Origin of the sequence: Streptomyces sp. NBC_00012 (assembly GCF_045040875.1) — a bacterium.
Taxonomy (GTDB): domain Bacteria; phylum Actinomycetota; class Actinomycetes; order Streptomycetales; family Streptomycetaceae; genus Streptomyces.
In genome coordinates this window covers 1,700,082-1,716,638 of sequence record NZ_CP108309.1, presented here as the reverse complement: position 1 = coordinate 1,716,638, position 16,557 = coordinate 1,700,082, and the positions used below count along the sequence as shown (strand labels likewise).

The following is a 16,557-nucleotide window of genomic DNA, read 5'->3' as shown; positions in this document are numbered from 1 at the left end:
GGCCGCTGGAGCGGCCATAGCTTGATCTTTAACCTGTGCGGCGTGGACGTGGGGTCGTTGGCTTCTTCGTTCGTCGCTTTGCGGGGTCCGTTTTGCCGACTGTGTGCACGTCGTGGCGTGGGGTTGGCCGGGTGTTCTTGCGGCCGGGTGGCCGGCCTGGGCCGGGGTGGGAGGATTTCGGTGCTCCGGCGGGACAGGCTGCCTTGGGGCGGAGGTGCCGGTAATCGCGGCGGACTCGTGCGGGGGTGAGTCTGTCGGGCGGGCTCGGTTTCTCCCACGGCCGCCGGAGGTCGGCTGCCAGCGGGCGGGCCAGACGTAGCTGGGTGAAGACGGCGAGGATCAGCCAGGTCCAGCGGTCGGCTGCTTCGGGGGTGCGGATCTTGGGGCAGGTCCAGCCCAGGGTCTGCTTGAAGAGGCGGAAGGTGTGCTCGATGTCGAAGCGCCGCAGGAATGCCTGCCAGAGCAGGTCGACCTGGGTGGCGGTGGCGTCGGTGCCCGACCACCACAGCCACACCGGCTTCGGTGTCGCGCCGCTGGGCAGGTGCTCGACCTGCAGGCGGATCACGGTCCCCTCGATGACCGGCAGGGAGCCCAGCTGGGCGGTCCAGGCCGAGCGGTGGGTCAGTCTCGGGTGGAGCCGGTCCCAGGCCCGTGCGGTGGCGGTGCCGTAGAGACGGGTTGCGGTCACCGTCTGCGCGTCGGGTGTGTTCCAGGTGGTCGGGTCGCCGAAGACGAACTCGCCGCCGTGGCGGGGCGGGCGGCCCCGGGCGCCGGGCTCGCGGGGCGGGACTGCACGGCGCAGGACGCGGTCCGAACGCATCCGGCCCAGCACCTGCACCGGCAGATCCTTCAGCAGGAAGGCCAGCCGTGGCACGTCGTATCCGGCGTCCACCACGATCAGAACGTCCGGATCGCCGTCCTTCCACTGCCCGGCCGCCATCAGCCGCTCGACGAGCTCACGCATCTGCCCGGCCGTGACCGTGGCAGCATCATCCCCCGGGGCCAGACGCAGCGCGTCCAGCGGCGCCGTCCACGAACTGCGGCCCGTCTCCAGTGCGCAGATCACCGAGTACGGCCAGCCGGGCACGGGAATGTGCTGGTCCTTGCCCCGCCCGTAGGTGTGACACAGGATCCGCTGCGGTGAGGTGTGCGCGCTGGGCCGCAGCCAGCAGGTGATATCGGCGGCCAGGACCAGCCGGCCGTCCGCCGATCGCGGCAGAGGCACCGCGGTCAGGGCCCGCCGAAGCCGGGCCACATCGACCTCGCCCGCGGCCAGAGCGTCGTAGAGCCCACCATGCCCGCGACGATGCTCGCCCACCAGCGACAGCTCCACCAGCGACCGAACCGGACCATCGGCGCACAACACGGCGTCCGCGAGCTCGAACAACGCATCCGCCCGCCTGGTCAGACAGGAATAGAACTCACCCCGGAAGCGTGACAGTTCCGCAAACGGATCCTGCCGTACGACGCGATGCGACAGACTCATTCCCACGGCCTTCGTGCTGAGTGTTGTGTGTTCCTTGGTCGGATCACATGCTCAGACGAAGGCCGCCTGCACGTACGGCAGTTACCGGTCCGAGTGATCAAGTACGAGGACTCGTTCGGGCCCCGAGGTTAAAGATCAAGTTAGTACCGCTCACGCACCCACGACCGCTACTGCTCGACCGTCCGACCCGACGCGTGCGCCGACATCACGCCCCCGGCAGCTCCACCGCCGCCATCGCCCTGGCTCTCGTCAGCTGTCGGATCCGGGCCGGCCAGGCAGCCGTGTGACCTGCTGGGCTGTGGCGAGTTCGTCGCGCGCCTGCTCCAGTTCTAGCGACAGCTCTGCAGCGGCCCGTATCAGAGCACGGACTCGTTCCCGCTCCGTGGCGAGGTCCGTCTTGGTCTTCGCCAATGCTTCTCGGAGCCCGGCATTGTCCTCGGCCATGTTCTGCACGACCTGAGGAGTGAAATTCCGGGCCCGGGCCCGCGCTCGGAAGTCATCTACGAGGTCCTTGTGATCTCCATAGACGACGTCTCGCCGCAGCCCGCACTCGGCAATCAGCTCGGTTCCCGTGAGCGTGCTGACCCTGGAGCGCAGTGGTGTGCCGGCCAAAAGACGCTCCGCAGCGGCTCGGATCTCCTCACGCTCGGAATCCCTGTCTCTGTTCCTTCGTGTCATGCGAGTGGGCCGCCTTCGTCGAGTGCACGGGGTCGGGATGCTTCATGCCGCGCCACTGCGTTTGCGCACCTGGGGCGTGCTCCCTGCCGCTACTCTGCACGGTCACCGACGCGACGCCCGCGACGGGGTGCGGGAAGACGGGTGACGTTCCCGGACTGCTCAAGTTCCTCTCGGGCTTGCATCAGTTCAAGGTCGAGCTCGGCGGTGATCCGCCGCAGTACGGCGCTGACTGCTTGCTCATTCGCGAGTTCCTTCGTGACGGCCGCGAGTTTCATCTTCACCTCGCTGTACTTGCCGACCAGTTGCTGCACGGCGGCTGGTGTGGCGTTCTGAGCTTTGACGCGGGCCTGGAACTCTTCGACGAGGTCTCTGTGGTCGCCGTAGGCGACGTCTCGCCTCAGACTGGACTCACGCAACAGTTCGGTGGCTGTGAGCCGCCCCGACTCCGACCGAAGCGGAGTTCCGGCGAGGAGACGGTCTGCGGCACTGCGCAGCGCAGCACGCTCGGCTTCCCGGTCCCGGGCGCGTCGACTTGTCATGGGGTGTCTTTTTCGTCTTCCGTCGTGCGGCGGTGGTGGCGTTCGATGATGTTCAGGTGCTGTGCGGCCTGGGCGGCGGCCCGGTCCTGGCGCGGCTTGGGCGCCAGCGGGTCTGCGGCGTCTGCTCGCAGGATGACGAGTTCTTGCTGCAGCTCGGTAATGTCGCGGTCGGTATAAGCGAGGTTTACGCAGGTGGACCGGCACTCGGCCTCGTCCGGGGTGTCGACGCCGGGCAGGCCCAGGGTGAGCTTCGCCTTTCGGCAGGCAGCTGTCGCGGCTTGCCACACACAGGTCATGCCCTGTCCGTGGTAAACGGCGGGGTCGGCTTGTTCGAGGAGCCGCTCGACGTTGCGTACACCTGTCACGACACGGCCGGCGAAAGGTGCCGACCGTGCGACGCGGTCCCGGTACTCCTGGGCGGAAGGCCCGCTGACATGCTCACCGGCTTCAAGGCGGCGGGCGTCCTCCTCGATCTGGTCGACGATCAGTTCGAGTTTCTCCACTGCCACGTCCTGCAGCCATGCGGGATCCTCGTTGCCCGCATAACTAAGTGTCACTTTCGTATCCACATGTCCGTATTGCAGGGCGGCTGCGATCAGCCTGAGGTTCCCCCGAGATGTGGGGATGGGTGACAGAAGGTCAGATGGGTCTCATGAGAGGAGCCCAGACGATGCCTGCGCCGAGGAAGTACCCGCTGGAGTTGCGTGAGCGGGCGGTACGGATGTACCGGACCGCCGAGCCGAAGCCCGTGATCCGCCGCATGGCCGAGGAACTCGGCGTGCACCACGAGGCCCTGCGCAACTGGATCCGCCAGGCCGAGGCCGACGCCGGCGAACGCGACGACCTGCTCACCACCGCCGAGCGTGAGGAGCTTGCCGCCCTGCGCAAGGAGAATGCCCAGCTCAAGCGTGTGAATGAGGTACTGCGGACGGCCTCGGCTTTTTTCGCGGCCCAGCTCGACCCGACCCGGCCCAGGTGACAGCGCTCGTTGACGGGCACCCGCATCTGGGGGTCGAGCCCGTACTCCGGGAACTGAACATCCCTTCCTCCACCTACTACCGGTGGCGCCAGGCCGAGAAGGAACCGTGCGAACGGCGCCGCCGGGACGCCGAGCTGACCGGGCGGATCCGGCAGGTCCACGACGAGTCCGGCGGGTTCTACGGCTCACCTCGCGTGCACGCCGTCCTCAAGCGTGAGGGCGTCCACGTCGGCAGGAAGCGCGTCGAGCGGCTCATACGGGAGGCCGGCCTGGCCGGGATCAGCCCCCGCCGGGGCAGGGGTTTCACTCGCCGTGACCCGGACGCCGATCTGGCCCCTGACCTGGAGCAACGCGACTTCACTGCGAATGGGCCGAACCGGCTGTGGGTTACCGACTTGACCATGATCTCCACCGGGGAGGGGCCGTTGTGGCTGCCCGCGATCCGCGACGCGTTCTCCCGCCGGGTGGTCGCCTGGGAGACCTCCGCCCGCGCGGACGCCGACCACCTGGTCCTCACCTCGCTGGAGTATGCCCTGGCCAGCCGCGAGGTCGCCCCCGGTGAGCTCATTCACCACGCCGACCACGGCTGTCAATACACGTCCGTGAAGCTCACAACACGCCTGGTCAGGGCCGGTATCCAGGCGTCCATGGGCTCGGTCGGCGACTCGTTCGACAATGCCCTGGCGGAGAACCTGTGGATGGTCATCAAGACCGAGTGCATCCGCGGCCGCGTCTTCGCCACCAGAGCCGAAGCGAACCTCACGCTCTTCAAGTACATCGACGGACCCTGTTGCCCAATTGGTCTCATGCTGCGAGGTCGAGGGCCGCCAGTCGGGACGTGCGTGTGCGGGCGAGGGGAGTTTCGTTCCACCAGGCGTCGAGGCGGATCAGATTGATGGCGGTGGCTGTAAGGATGTGCGCGAGACGCGTCTTGGCTCGGCCGATGTAGCGGGTGCGCCGGGCTCCGGCGGTCGCGACGGCCTGATGGATGGTGCCTTCCACGCCGGCGCGGGCCGCATAGCGGTCCTTCCACTCATCCGTGGACTGCTCAGCGCGGACGCGTTCCAGCACCGCATCCTGGTCCTGGGGGCGGACGGTGAGCTGCCGCCCATACTTGGTGGAGCGGGTGCACTGGTCTCGCACGGGGCAGGGTGCGCAGGTGGTGGTCGCGAAGCGGATCCGGATCGCGTCCCGGCCATTGTTGTCCACTCCCGCCGTCCAGTACCTGCTCGTGGCACCGGTCGGACAAGTTGCCTGCCCAGACTGCCAGTTGATGGTGAAGGAGGACTTGCCGAAGCCGCTTCCTTTGGCTGCCTGCCGGGTGTTGTTCGACCGGACTGGGCCGACGACGTGGACACCGCGGGTGGTTGGCGCGGTCAGTAACAGCTCGGCCGAGGTGTATCCGGTGTCCAGGAGGTGCTCCGCTGGCAGGAGGTCCTTGCTGGTGAGACGGTCGTGAATCTCCTCGACGACCATCGCATCGTTGACCGTGGCATCGGTCGTGACGACGTGGGTGATCAAGTGGGGGCGATTCGTCTCCCCGGGGTCGTCGCAGCTCTCGCTGAGGTGGATCTTGTAGCCGACCCAGGCGGATCCACGCTTCTTCGCGTAACGGGCCTCAGGATCATAGGGCGAAGCGACCATCGCTCTGCTCGGCGGGAGATCGTCTTTCCCCCGCCAGGCCACCTCTTCCTCGCCGTCAGTGACCGTGCGGGTGAACTGCTGCACCCACACCGTGCGCAGGATGGAGACGACGGGCACCTGTCGCAACCATGCCGGCGCCGTCGGTGCGAAGACCTCTTCGAGCAGGCGGTATCCGTCGGCGGCGATCTGCCGTGCGAGAGTGCGCCGCTCCTGCTCGTCGGTCGGCAGCCGGTAGGCGTCGACCCGTGTCCCGTAGCGTTCCTGCCATGCCGGGTCCATCGACGCGCGCATCCAGTCCGGCGCAGCCATGGCGAGCGCCTCCAGCGACGCCCGCAACGTCTCGCCGATGAATTCCAGGCGGTTGAGGCTGCGGACCGCGGCCAGGACGTGCGTGGAATCCGTGCGCTGCCGCCCGCCGGAGGCGACCAGCCCCATCTCGGCCAGCCGTTCCAGAAGCAGGTCCAAGATCCTGTCCTCCAGCCCGTGTGTCAGCAGCCGTTCCCGGAACCCGGTCAGCACGGTGTGGTCGAAACCGGGGTCGGTCAGCTCCAGGCCGAGCAGGTACTTCACGTCGATCCTGGCCCGCACCGCGTGCGCGGCCTGGCGATCGGTCAGGTTCTCGGCGAACTGAAGGATGCTGACCAACGCCAGTCGCCCGGGCGAGATGCCAGGGCGCCCCCGAACCCCGAAGGCCGCTCTGAACTCCTCGTCCAGGAACAGCGGACCGAGACTGTCCCGGATCCTCATCGCCAGACACCCCTTGGGGAACGCTGCCCGAGCGACATCCCCTGTCACCGCGGGCACCTCCGCCCCCGAACTCGGCCGCATGGACACAGCACACCACCCCCGAGTTCCGCGGCCGGACGCCCAGTTCGCGCCCTCAGAACCGCCTCGCACCACACACTCACGGACCGGAATGTCACGCGACGGACGATCACGGCAGCTTCACCCAATTGGGCAACAGGGTCATCGACGGCTTCTACAACCCCCGCCGCATCCAGAAACGGCTGGGCTACCTCAGCCCGATCGAGTTCGAGGAGAAGTACTACGCCGACCAGGCAGCGACCGAACAAGTGAACCTGAAACCACGTCAACCCGCTCTGACCATCTAGTCAGCCACTCCCGCGCTGCGGGGGAACCTCAGCCCTCTCGGCCTGCGGACGATGAAGCGGGCCAGGGTGCGGCGATAGCGCCTGGCATAGATACGGCCGACCGGGTCCGCCGGAATGGTGTCGCCGCCGTCCGGGTGTTTGTGGCCCAGCAAAATCGACATCTGGAGCCAGATGTCGCCGAGCTGGTCGCGGAAGTCCTCGATCTCCTCCGCGGAGAAGCCTTCGAGACGGCGCTCTTCCACCAGAGACCTTCTTCGGCAGCCCGCTCACCGACAGCCACAGCCAGAGCGGCTCCAGACCGCGGGGCGTACGGCGGAAGAGAAACCGCCGCTCATCCGGGGCCAGCACGTCCAGCGCCAGCGTCGCGGACCCGTCGGCCCCCTCGACGTGCAGTTCTCCGGTCCGGGGAGTGTGCCCGGTGACGATGCGCACTCCACGCAGTCGCTCGTAACGGCCCGCACGCTGGGCACGGCGGATCGCCTCGGCCCGCGACCCCTCAAGTGGATCCGCGTAACCCTCCACCGACTGCAGCACCCGCCGCGGTATCCAGTACGTCCGCCCCTCCTCAGCCCCCTTGACGCACTTCGCCGCCAGCCACGCTTCCCCCATCCGCTCGCTCCCCGATGCCGGGAGCTCGACGTCCAGGACGCTGGCCCACTCACGGACGCGCAGCCCGGTCCCGTACAGCCCGTCGACGAAGGCGCAGTCCCGGTCCTCGTCGAAGCCCCGCCAGCCTGCCCCGCGCACCCCGTCGAACCCGTAGCCGCGCAGCCCGATGTTCCGCCACTGTTCCAAGGCCGATCGCAGCAGCCACTTCACCTGGCGCCGTGTCGATCCGCCAGGGCGGAGCGGATCCCGTCGCTTGCGAGCGTATCCACGCCCGAATGCGGCGTCGCTCTCATCCGCGGCGCCGGCGTGCACGGTCGGGACGGGGTTGCAGATCCCGTAGCGCTTGCTCGCCCATGAATAGAAGGAGTTGAGGCCAGCCCGGTCGGTGTCGAAGGATGTCGACCTGATCCGCTCTTCGTTGCGCAGATCTGTGAGTCTCCAGTCCTTGAACGCTTCGACGTCCCGTACCGTCGCGCTGTCCCATGAGCGGTCGATGGCGGCCAGGAAGTCGAGCCAGACGATCAACGTGTAGGCGTACCGCTTCCACGTCCCGGGCTGGGAGGCTGCCATCTTCCCTTCCCTGAAGAAGCGATTGATCCTGTGGTCCGGTCGACCCGACGGCGAGAGGATCACGGGGGTGCCGTGCCGTGCGCCGTTGCGGGCGGCTCTCGCGTGCAGGTTCCCGAACTTCAAGACAGCGGGATCGTCGCTGGGTTCAGGTGGAACGGTGAAATCGTAGAAGTCGACACTCCAGTGCTCCAGGACGTCCATGGGCCTCTTTCCAAGGCGGTCTCAACCGACAACGGAGAGGAGCCTAAAGAACCGGCGGGCATGTGGACCCCTGGGAGACGAGTCGCGCGGCTGCTGCCCGCGAGCTGTGCGAGGAGACGGGCGTGCACGTGGCCGCCGCCGACCTGCGCCAGATCGGCATCTGGGACCGGCCCGACCGTGATCCGCGCGGCCGGTACATCACCGTCGCCTACCACGTCATCGTCCCCGCCGGCACCCCGATCGTCGCCGGAGACGACGCGGCGGACGTGCGCTGGTGGCCCCTGGACGCCCTGCCGCAGCTCGCGTTCGACCACGCGGACATCATCCGTGCGGCCGTGAGATCAGCCCACTGAGACACCACAGCTAGCGCCCGGCACGGCCCCGGACTTCAGGTCCGGGGCCGTGCCGTACCCCGCACCGTTGCCTGCTGGCTGGGTGGCTGGGACTGTGGTCGCATGGTCGACACTCACTCGCGCGGGTACCTGCTCGCCGCACGCCGAATGGTCTGGTGCGGAATCCTGCTCTTCGTGCTCGGCTTGGCTGCCATCGCTGGTTCGCATAGCGATGGGGCGATTTCGTGGGAGTGCGACCCGACTTGCCGACGCACGGAGAGTGAGCTGTGGAACGCCGTTGAGCTGGTCGGCGTCGTGAGTGCCGGGCTGGGGTCGGTGCTGCTGGTCGCGGCGTTCCTGATGGTCATGCTTCGTCGGCCCCGCTCCGAACCGGAGAGCGGCGGTAGGTGATTGACACCGCCCGCGCCAGCCACCGCTCAGTGCCCGTACTGCGTGTCGGCGGCAGGAGCGGGCGCAGGTCGAAAGCCGCGCACATGCGGGCCAGTTCGGCGGCGCACTCCTCCTGGGAATCCGCCTGCACCATGTAGACCGTCGGCATGCGGCCAGTCTGATGGATAGCGGCTGGCTATCGCAGGTGAATGATTCATAGCTTGACGCGATGACGTGGGCGAACGTATCGTCTGCCTCACTGGACACGCATGTCGCTGAGGGCCGCCCAAAGAGGCGGCCCTCAGTCATTCCCGGCGGAGGTGAACATGGCCGCCCGTGGACTCGTCAGCGAGAAGGACGCCGCTTACTACGCAGGCCGGCCCGGAGCCACCATCCGGCGTTGGGCCTACGAAGGGCGGATCCGGCGGTATGGGTCCGGCCGCGGCAACGTGCGCTACAGCGTCTTCGAGCTGAACAAAGCCGGGCGCGACGAGTGGACGCGCGAACTCATTACCCCAGGCGAGTCGCCGCCGCTGCCCAGAGTCGCGAACGCTGCCTGACGGGGGCTGAGGATGCCGATGATGGCGGGTCTTCGCATTTCCTCCGCATAGTGCGCACGTGCATGCCACACTGCCCCCTCCACAGCACATCCCTGGGGAGACGTGATGCCCAGCTACAGCGACGTACAGAAGGCCGTGCGAGTCGAGAAGTTCCGCATCTGGTTCGCCTGGCTCTCCGGCAACGTGATCATGCTGATCATCGCTGGCGCCACTCGCAACATCAGCGTCGTCAGCACCATCACCCAGATCCTCTTCACGGCCTCCTTCTTCCTGCTCACCTTCGTGGCGATCCGCATGGCCAACGCCCTCAACCGCAAGGCCCTCGCCGCCCGCCGCGAGGTACTCGGCAACGACCTGTAGCAGGAGGTGGCGCCCATGACCGGCAACCCCCGCAACGGGCGCCCCTACCGCCGCCTCGTCGCCGACGTGAAAGCCCTCGGCCACCCGTGCTGGCGCTGCGGCCACAACATCGACCCCGCGCTCGACGCGCGGCACCCGATGTCGTTCACCCTCGACCACGTGATCCCGCTGTCCAAAGGGGGTAGCCTCCTCGACCCGGCCAACGCCCGCAGTATGCACAGGCGGTGCAATAGCGCCAAGGGCAACAGGGGCGGACCGCAGCCGCTCAAGACGTCACGGACCTGGTGACGCCGTGCTGTACGTCGTTACCGGTCCTCCCGGCGCCGGCAAGTCCAGCTGGATCAGGGCGCACGCCAAGCCGTGCGACATCGTCATCGACCTGGACCTTATGGCGCTGGCCATGGCTGGCCCGGGTGCTGACCACCACAACCACAGCGATGTTTCAGGGTGCGACGGGCTGCTGCTCACAGCACCCCGAGTTCTGTGTCCGGCCTGCAGTGCGCGCACGCCCGGATCCCCTCGGCGAGAGCGGCGAGGGCCTGCTCGCGGCTGATGGCCCGGTGGCGTTTCCCGATGGCATAGCAGTGCCCGGCGTGGACCTCGATGGGCCGGGCGCCGAGGCCGATGCTGAGCTCCATCACCCAGTCCGGGGCGGGCGGACGCCGCTCCTCACCCTGCTTCTGCTCAGCCTCGCGGCGCTCCTCGTCGGCGATCCACCGGTCGGTCTGAGCGAGCTGCTGCTCCTGCACTCTCCTGAGGAAGCGCAGCATGACCAGGCGCGACGGAATATCGGACATAAGTTCGATTCTAAGTCTTTCCCCGACCTCCGCGAACTTCGCCCGCCCCTGTCCCGTGTCACTGAACTTTGACCGCGTGCCATCGAACTTTGATCGCGCAGGTCGGAGGATCGTGTGGGTGTCAGTCCAGGGCTGTGTCGAAGGTCGCGCGATTAGCGGAGGTGTAGGCGTACTCCCGCTCGGACCACCGGATTCGCCCGGTGATCTCGTGGTCGTCGGCGACTCGTGGGGACGGGCGCGCGAGATGGCTGCGCCACCACTGGGCGTTGCGGGTCTGGCGGTCGAGCGCGGCATCGATGAGGCTGGAGCGGGAGGTGGCATCGAGCCTGTACGCGTCGGCGAGGATGCGTAGCTGTGCGGCCTGGACGGTAGCGGGCGGAGCGTCGGGCTTGGAGGAGATGCACCAGGTCCACGCCATGTAGCCGAGGTCTTCGAGGGGATCGCCGGGGGCAGCGGTGTCGAAGTCGATGAAGGCGACCGGGACGTCGTCTGCGAAGACTGTGTTGTTCGGCCCCGGGTCGTGGTGGCAGATCACGGGGTGCCGATCGGTCAGGCGGCTGCCGCGGGTGGCGTCGTGGAAGGCGCGGAGCAGGGAGCCGGCGGCGGCAACCTGGGGGTCGGTCCAGCGCTGGAAGCGGGCGGGCACGCGGCCGGGGAGGTAGCTGAGGATCTCGCGACCGGCCATGTCGAACCCGAGGTGACGCGGAGCGCCGGCGAAGCCCTGCCGCCGGAGGTCACCGAGCAGCTCGGCAACGAACGAGGACGACGCGGTGGCCGGCCGACGGACGGTGTTGCCGACCCTGACCACGCCCGTGGTGATGCGCCCGCCGGACAACGGCACTTCGTTCTCCATGGCTACATCCTGCATGCACGGACCACCGGTCAATCTTCAGTGGCAAACGGTCAAGGTTCAGTGTCACAGGACAGCCCCTGCCACACTGGCCGTGGCCCGCCGTGTCACCCCCGTCGCGGCGGGCCGCCCCGGTTGTCATACCGCCCCAGTACCGTGGACTCATCACATTCGCGCCTATGGCTGGGCGCAGCTACGAGACCGCCCCTCACCCGGAACAGCGCCCGGGGGAGGGGCGGACGTCACGCTTCGGGCCGGTCGGCGACGAACGTCCCCTTGCCGCGCACTGTGACGACGAGCCCTCGCTCCCGCAACTCCCGTACCGCCCGAGCCACCGTCATTCGGGCGATGCCGTACAGCTCGGCCATGGCCAGCTCTCCCGGCAGCCTCGCTCCGACCGGCAGTCGCCCGTCGGCGATCTGTGCCGCGATGTGGTCGGCCACGACTACGTACACCAGTTGCGGGCCGGCCGGGTTGATCACAGGCATGTCGTCGTCGTCCACCATGTCAACGACCGTATGACCCCCTTGACCTGCAGAGACACACGTAGTACTGCACATAGGTCTATAGGGCGCTGTATGGTGCCAGCGCAGAACCCCCGCAACCGCGCAAACGGTCCGGGGGCATGGACACCAGCAGTCGGAGCTGATGACGTGCCTGAGAATACCGGGCCAGTGGCAGCCCGGCACAGGGCCGCGAACGCCGCCGTCCAGACCGCATACAGCGCCTTCATTCACCACACTGTGGCGTGTGCCGAGTGCCGTACTGACGGCATGGACTGCGCGGACGCCGGCGCTCTGCGGCAGGCGTACCGGGCGGCGAAGGAACGCGCCACGGAGGTCCGATGACCTCCCGCCCATGGACGCGCCAGTCCCGTACTTGCTGAGCTTCCGCCTACACCCGAGGTCGGTGGGGGTCGGGATGGAGGCGGGGCTACTGCTGCACTAGCTCGGCGACCGTGGTGTCGAGTGCTGCGGCAATTCGCCAGAGGTGGCTGATTCGCGCGTCGGAGTGGCCGCCCTCGATGCGTTGGACGGTGTCGCGGGAGATCTCGGCCAGGTGGGCGAGTTGCTCCTGGGTGAGGTTCTGGTGCATGCGCCGGTCGCGGATGTGTTCGCCGAGGGTGCGGCGGTGATCGAGGATCCAAGGCGGCAGGTCGGCAGGCACTCGACAAACGCTCTGACCTGCAAGATCATAAGTCAGCAGCTATTTTCCGGCATTTTTCGATCATGATTGATCGAGGGATTCGCCAGAGAGGCGGCGTGGCAGCCCTGCGGCTTCATGGCATATGCCGTAGGGCTGGATGTACTGTCGTTGCTCGAACATATGTTCACACGAACGAGTGATCACCGTAGAGCCGTCTCCATCGTTGGTCACATTGCCGGTCTCGGGTCGCAGTCCACACCCCCCAAGGTGCAGCGACCCGGGGCCGGTTTTGTGTCATGGTGGGCTGATGTTCGCACTTCGAAGGTTCGGCGTAAGGGAGCCCGGTGGGAGCCGAGTGGGAGATGATCATGGTGAACGTGAGCCAACTGACGCTAACTAGAGCTAACCATCTGCTTCCGTCCGGGTCGGCTGCCGCCCAGGTGGGGCTTGTATTCGGCGGTTGCGGCCTCAGGGGGGTCTAATCATGAACATCCCTTTCTTGGACAACTGGCGTAAGCGTCACGACGGTGGGCGGGGGGCGGGGTTCGCCGCCGCCGTCGCGGCCGATCCCGATGGCGTGGCCGAGCTCCTCGCGGAGTGCGAGCTGCTGCGTGTCCGGGCGGGGCAGCGCGGGCTCGAACTCGACGACAGCCCGGCCTCATTGGCGGCTCTCGACCAGTTGCCGCCGCGCTGGCGGGACGACCCCGAGGAACTGCCCTGGCTGGGCAACGACGCGGGGCTGTACCTCGGGACGGTCCTGGTGCGGAACGTCCCCGGCGCGGTCTGGAGCATCTGGCCGAGCGGGCAGCCCGTGGTGCGGCTCGCCTCCGGGCGGGAGATCGACGTGGTCGAGGCCGGGCTGGACTGGGCCATGGCGGGCAGCCCCGAGCTCTCCCAGGTCTATTCGGAGTCGGCCGAGGGGTAGAGGAGGGGCAGAACTCCCGTGACAATCGGATAAGACGCCTTATGCCCCATTTGTGCGTGTCGGGGGCGAAGCCCCTTTTCAGGCTGGATAGTTTGCGCTGACCTCGACACAGCGAAAAGTGGGTAGGGCAGCGTATGGCCGTCGATCCGTTGATCGAGCTGCGGGACGTCAACAAGTACTACGGACAGTTGCACGTACTGCAGGACATCAATCTCACCGTCGGCCGCGGGGAGGTGGTGGTGGTCATCGGCCCCTCCGGCTCCGGTAAATCGACGCTCTGCCGGACCATCAACCGGCTGGAGACGATCGAGTCCGGCCATATCGCGATCGACGGCAGACCCCTCCCCGAGGAGGGGAAGGGTCTGGCCCAGCTCCGCGCCGAAGTGGGCATGGTCTTCCAGTCGTTCAACCTGTTCGCGCACCGGACCGTGCTGGCCAATGTCTCGCTCGCCCAGCTCAAGGTCCGCAAGCGGAAGAGGGACGAGGCGGACCGGCGCTCCCGTGAACTGCTGGAGCGGGTCGGACTGGCCTCGCAGGCCGACAAGTTCCCCGCCCAGCTCTCCGGCGGTCAGCAGCAGCGCGTGGCCATCGCCCGCGCCCTCGCCATGGACCCCAAGGCGCTGCTCTTCGACGAGCCCACCTCGGCGCTCGACCCGGAGATGATCAACGAGGTGCTGGAGGTCATGCAGCAACTCGCCCGGGACGGCATGACGATGGTCGTCGTCACGCACGAGATGGGCTTCGCCCGTTCCGCCGCCAACCGTGTGGTCTTCATGGCCGACGGGCGCATCGTCGAGGACCGCACTCCCGACGCGTTCTTCACCGCTCCCGAGAGCGACCGCGCCAAGGACTTCCTGTCCAAGATCCTCAAGCACTGACGGGAGGCTCCGTGTTGCGTACGAAAAGAGTTCTGGCCGCCTGCGCCGGCCTCCTGCTGGCCGTGCTCGCCGCCGCGTGCGGCAAGGAGGGCAGCCCGCCGGTGAAGGGCCCCAAGCCCGAGCAGCTGCCCGTCTACAAGGTCGACACCGCCTTCCGGCTGCCCGCCTCGCCGACCTGGACGAAGGCGAAGAAGCGCGGCTACCTCCGGGTCGGGGCCAAGGAGGACCAGCCCTACCTGGGCGAGAAGGACCCGGCCACCGGCGTCTACTCCGGCTTCGACATCGAGATCGCCAAGATGATGGCGGCCTCGCTCGGCTTCGACCCGAAGACGATCCGCTTCAAGACCATCGCCTCCGCCAACCGCGAGACGGCGCTGCAGAACGGGCAGATCGACTACTACGTCGGCACCTACACCATCAACGCCATGCGCAAGAAGCTCGTCGGTTTCGCCGGTCCTTATTTCATGGCCGGACAGGGCCTCCTGGTCCGCACCGACGAGAACGACATCAACGGGCCGCAGGACCTGGCAGGCAAGACGGTCTGCTCGGCCGCCGGGTCGACCCCGTACCAGCGCATCGCCGCCGACTACCCGAAGGCGATCCTGGTCGCCTACGACACGTACTCGATCTGCGTCGACAACCTGCTGACCTACCAGGTCGACGCCGTCACCACCGACGACGCCATCCTGCTGGGCTTCGCGGCCAAGGCGCCCGAGGAGATGAAGGTCGTGGGCAAGCCGTTCTCCCAGGAGCCGTACGGCATCGGCGTCCCGCGCAGCGACAACGCGCTGCGGTTCGCCCTCAACGACGCCCTGGAGGCGAACGAGAAGAACGGCAACTGGAAGAAGGCGTTCGAGGCCACGCTCGGCCTGTCCGGGGTGCCCGCGCCGACACCGCCGCCCATCGACCGCTACCCGGCCACCTGAGAGGGCGGGCATCGACCATGGACGTACTCACCGAGAATTTCTCGCTCTACGGCAAGGGTTTCCTGGGCACGGTCGAACTGACCGTCTACTCCTCGATCCTGGCCCTGGTCCTCGGCTTCATCATGGCCTCCTGCCGGGTGGCCCCCGTCGGCTCGCTGCGGGTGCTCGGCACGGTGTGGGTGACGGTGCTGCGCAACACCCCGCTGACCCTGCTCTTCTTCGCGGTGCTGCTCGGACTGCCGCGCTTCGGCCTGGTCCTCCCCTTCGAGGTCTTCGCGGTACTCGCGCTCGGCTGCTACACCTCCGCGTTCATCTGCGAGGTGCTGCGCTCGGGCATCAACACCGTGCCGGCGGGACAGGGCGAAGCGGCCCGCAGCCTCGGCATGACGTTCGGCCAGACGCTGAACACCGTGGTTCTGCCCCAGGCGTTCCGGTCCGTGATCCCGCCGGTCGGCTCCACGCTCATCGCCCTCGCCAAGAACTCGGCGATCGCCGGGGCGTTCAGCGTCACCGAACTGCTCGGCACCTACAAGACCCTCAACGAGCTGGGCTACAGCATCATCTGGACCTTCGTCTGGATCGCCATCGGCTACCTGATCATCACCCTGTCCATCAGTGCGCTCTTCAACGTGATGGAGAAGCGCTGGGGAGTCGCCCGATGACCACCCGTACCGCGCCGTCCGCCACCGCGCTCTACGACATCCCGGGCCCGGCGACCCGCAGACGCCACCGGCTGTACGGGATCGTCTCGACGGCCCTGATCCTCGCCCTGGTCGGCTGGGTCGTCTATCTGCTCTTCGACACCGAACAGTTCACCAGCGCCAAGTGGACCCCCTTCACGTACAAGGGAATCCAGGAACTGCTGCTGCGCGGACTGGGCAACACCCTCAAGGCGTTCGCGTACGCCGCGGTGCTCTCGCTCCTGCTCGGCGCGGTGCTCGCCGTCGGACGGCTCTCCGACCACCGGCCGGTGCGCTGGATCGCGACGCTGCTGGTGGAGTTCTTCCGGGCCATGCCCGTACTGGTGATGATCTTCTTCATCTTCGTGGCACTGAAGGTGCAGCCGCTGCCCGCCCTGGTCACCGGTCTGACCCTGTACAACGGCTCGGTGCTCGCCGAGGTGTTCCGTACCGGGATCATGTCGGTGGAGCGCGGCCAGTCCGAGGCGGCGTACGCCCTGGGGCTGCGCAAGACGCAGGTCACCACGTTCGTGCTGGCCCCGCAGGCGGTGCGCGCCATGCTGCCCACCATCATCAGCCAGCTGGTCGTGGCGCTGAAGGACACCTCGCTCGGCTATCTGATCACCTACGAGGAATTCCTCCACGCGGGCAAGCTCATCGCGTCCAACCTCGACTACGATCTTCCCTTCATCCCCGTGGTGATGGTGATCTCGCCGATCTACATCGGGATGTGCATGCTGCTCTCCTGGTTCGCGACCTGGGTGGCCAAGCGGGAACGGCGCAATCCGAAGATGAAGGCCGTGAAGATCGCACCGGCCGAACCAGGAACGCTGCTGCCGGGAGTGCAGTAGCCGGGGCCGCCGCCAAGCGGTTCCAGCAGAGCGGTGCCCACCCG

Annotated in this window: 23 protein-coding genes; 13 read left to right on the top strand and 10 right to left on the bottom strand. The window is 67.5% G+C overall.

Annotation, left to right across the window (positions count from 1 at the left end; genetic code table 11):
• Positions 1–28: 28 nt before the first annotated feature.
• The 4 genes from OHA19_RS07995 to OHA19_RS07980 all read right to left on the bottom strand — a co-directional run bounded on the left by OHA19_RS07995 (position 29) and on the right by OHA19_RS07980 (position 3,272).
• Positions 29–1,486 (bottom strand): NF041680 family putative transposase, encoded by a 1,458-nt coding sequence (locus tag OHA19_RS07995; RefSeq protein WP_405718174.1) that lies wholly within the window; start codon positions 1,484–1,486, stop codon positions 29–31.
• Positions 1,487–1,735: 249 nt separating this feature from the next.
• A complete protein-coding gene (locus OHA19_RS07990) occupies positions 1,736–1,930 on the bottom strand; it encodes a hypothetical protein (RefSeq protein ID WP_405718177.1) in 195 nt (64 codons plus the stop codon).
• Positions 1,931–2,253: 323 nt separating this feature from the next.
• Positions 2,254–2,703 carry a hypothetical protein gene (locus tag OHA19_RS07985; protein WP_405718179.1) on the bottom strand — a complete coding sequence of 150 codons (450 nt, stop codon included), beginning with the start codon at positions 2,701–2,703 and terminating at the stop codon, positions 2,254–2,256.
• On the bottom strand, positions 2,700–3,272 hold the full coding sequence (locus OHA19_RS07980; RefSeq protein ID WP_405718182.1) for a hypothetical protein: 573 nt from the start codon (positions 3,270–3,272) through the stop codon (positions 2,700–2,702). The genes OHA19_RS07985 and OHA19_RS07980 overlap by 4 nt, the downstream gene beginning before the upstream one ends.
• Positions 3,273–3,373: 101 nt before the next feature.
• Between OHA19_RS07980 and OHA19_RS07975 the strand changes: the two genes are divergently transcribed.
• Positions 3,374–3,682 (top strand): transposase, encoded by a 309-nt coding sequence (locus OHA19_RS07975; protein ID WP_405749762.1) that lies wholly within the window; start codon positions 3,374–3,376, stop codon positions 3,680–3,682.
• Complete coding sequence (locus tag OHA19_RS07970) at positions 3,679–4,578, top strand: IS3 family transposase (protein WP_405749760.1); 900 nt, start codon at positions 3,679–3,681, stop codon at positions 4,576–4,578. The genes OHA19_RS07975 and OHA19_RS07970 overlap by 4 nt, the downstream gene beginning before the upstream one ends.
• Here OHA19_RS07970 and OHA19_RS07965 read toward each other — a convergent pair.
• Positions 4,487–6,160: an IS1182 family transposase gene (locus OHA19_RS07965; RefSeq protein ID WP_405749758.1), complete on the bottom strand. Its 1,674-nt coding sequence runs from the start codon at positions 6,158–6,160 to the stop codon at positions 4,487–4,489. The genes OHA19_RS07970 and OHA19_RS07965 overlap by 92 nt on opposite strands.
• A gap of 119 nt (positions 6,161–6,279) precedes the next feature.
• Here OHA19_RS07965 and OHA19_RS07960 point away from each other — a divergent pair, with 119 nt between their 5' ends.
• Positions 6,280–6,438: a hypothetical protein gene (locus OHA19_RS07960; RefSeq protein WP_405718191.1), complete on the top strand. Its 159-nt coding sequence runs from the start codon at positions 6,280–6,282 to the stop codon at positions 6,436–6,438.
• Here OHA19_RS07960 and OHA19_RS07955 read toward each other — a convergent pair.
• Positions 6,435–6,680, bottom strand: coding sequence for a hypothetical protein (locus OHA19_RS07955; RefSeq protein ID WP_405718193.1), 246 nt, complete (start codon positions 6,678–6,680; stop codon positions 6,435–6,437). The two genes, OHA19_RS07960 and OHA19_RS07955, sit on opposite strands and share 4 nt — an antisense overlap.
• A 1,200-nt stretch (positions 6,681–7,880) precedes the next feature.
• Here OHA19_RS07955 and OHA19_RS07950 point away from each other — a divergent pair.
• From OHA19_RS07950 to OHA19_RS07930, 5 genes are all read left to right on the top strand, one after another.
• Positions 7,881–8,171: an NUDIX domain-containing protein gene (locus OHA19_RS07950; protein ID WP_405718195.1), complete on the top strand. Its 291-nt coding sequence runs from the start codon at positions 7,881–7,883 to the stop codon at positions 8,169–8,171.
• Positions 8,172–8,273: 102 nt separating this feature from the next.
• Entirely contained in the window at positions 8,274–8,561 is a 288-nt protein-coding gene (locus tag OHA19_RS07945) for a hypothetical protein (protein ID WP_405718197.1), read from the top strand.
• Positions 8,562–8,866: 305 nt separating this feature from the next.
• Positions 8,867–9,100 (top strand): DNA-binding protein, encoded by a 234-nt coding sequence (locus tag OHA19_RS07940; RefSeq protein ID WP_405749757.1) that lies wholly within the window; start codon positions 8,867–8,869, stop codon positions 9,098–9,100.
• 105 nt (positions 9,101–9,205) lie between these two features.
• Positions 9,206–9,460 (top strand): hypothetical protein, encoded by a 255-nt coding sequence (locus OHA19_RS07935; RefSeq protein ID WP_405718199.1) that lies wholly within the window; start codon positions 9,206–9,208, stop codon positions 9,458–9,460.
• Between the two features lie 15 nt (positions 9,461–9,475).
• Complete coding sequence (locus OHA19_RS07930; protein ID WP_405718201.1) at positions 9,476–9,748, top strand: HNH endonuclease; 273 nt, start codon at positions 9,476–9,478, stop codon at positions 9,746–9,748.
• Between the two features lie 176 nt (positions 9,749–9,924).
• Here OHA19_RS07930 and OHA19_RS07925 read toward each other — a convergent pair whose 3' ends face one another.
• The 4 genes from OHA19_RS07925 to OHA19_RS07910 form a co-directional block, all read right to left on the bottom strand.
• Complete coding sequence (locus OHA19_RS07925; protein ID WP_405718203.1) at positions 9,925–10,257, bottom strand: DUF6233 domain-containing protein; 333 nt, start codon at positions 10,255–10,257, stop codon at positions 9,925–9,927.
• Between the two features lie 121 nt (positions 10,258–10,378).
• Positions 10,379–11,110 carry a phosphotransferase gene (locus OHA19_RS07920; protein ID WP_405718206.1) on the bottom strand — a complete coding sequence of 244 codons (732 nt, stop codon included), beginning with the start codon at positions 11,108–11,110 and terminating at the stop codon, positions 10,379–10,381.
• A 239-nt stretch (positions 11,111–11,349) separates the two neighbouring features.
• A complete protein-coding gene (locus tag OHA19_RS07915) occupies positions 11,350–11,613 on the bottom strand; it encodes a GntR family transcriptional regulator (RefSeq protein WP_405749756.1) in 264 nt (87 codons plus the stop codon).
• Between the two features lie 427 nt (positions 11,614–12,040).
• Positions 12,041–12,274 (bottom strand): helix-turn-helix domain-containing protein, encoded by a 234-nt coding sequence (locus OHA19_RS07910; protein ID WP_405718212.1) that lies wholly within the window; start codon positions 12,272–12,274, stop codon positions 12,041–12,043.
• Between the two features lie 463 nt (positions 12,275–12,737).
• Here OHA19_RS07910 and OHA19_RS07905 point away from each other — a divergent pair, with 463 nt between their 5' ends.
• The 5 genes from OHA19_RS07905 to OHA19_RS07885 all read left to right on the top strand — a co-directional run bounded on the left by OHA19_RS07905 (position 12,738) and on the right by OHA19_RS07885 (position 16,513).
• Entirely contained in the window at positions 12,738–13,178 is a 441-nt protein-coding gene (locus OHA19_RS07905; protein ID WP_405718215.1) for a DUF6278 family protein, read from the top strand.
• A gap of 134 nt (positions 13,179–13,312) precedes the next feature.
• The gene (locus OHA19_RS07900) at positions 13,313–14,056 is read left to right on the top strand and encodes an amino acid ABC transporter ATP-binding protein (RefSeq protein ID WP_405718218.1); all 744 of its coding nucleotides are present in this window, start codon (positions 13,313–13,315) and stop codon (positions 14,054–14,056) included.
• A 14-nt stretch (positions 14,057–14,070) separates the two neighbouring features.
• Positions 14,071–14,982: a glutamate ABC transporter substrate-binding protein gene (locus tag OHA19_RS07895; RefSeq protein ID WP_405721983.1), complete on the top strand. Its 912-nt coding sequence runs from the start codon at positions 14,071–14,073 to the stop codon at positions 14,980–14,982.
• A gap of 17 nt (positions 14,983–14,999) precedes the next feature.
• Complete coding sequence (locus OHA19_RS07890) at positions 15,000–15,644, top strand: amino acid ABC transporter permease (protein ID WP_405718220.1); 645 nt, start codon at positions 15,000–15,002, stop codon at positions 15,642–15,644.
• Complete coding sequence (locus OHA19_RS07885) at positions 15,641–16,513, top strand: amino acid ABC transporter permease (RefSeq protein WP_405718222.1); 873 nt, start codon at positions 15,641–15,643, stop codon at positions 16,511–16,513. The genes OHA19_RS07890 and OHA19_RS07885 overlap by 4 nt, the downstream gene beginning before the upstream one ends.
• Positions 16,514–16,557: the final 44 nt, after the last annotated feature.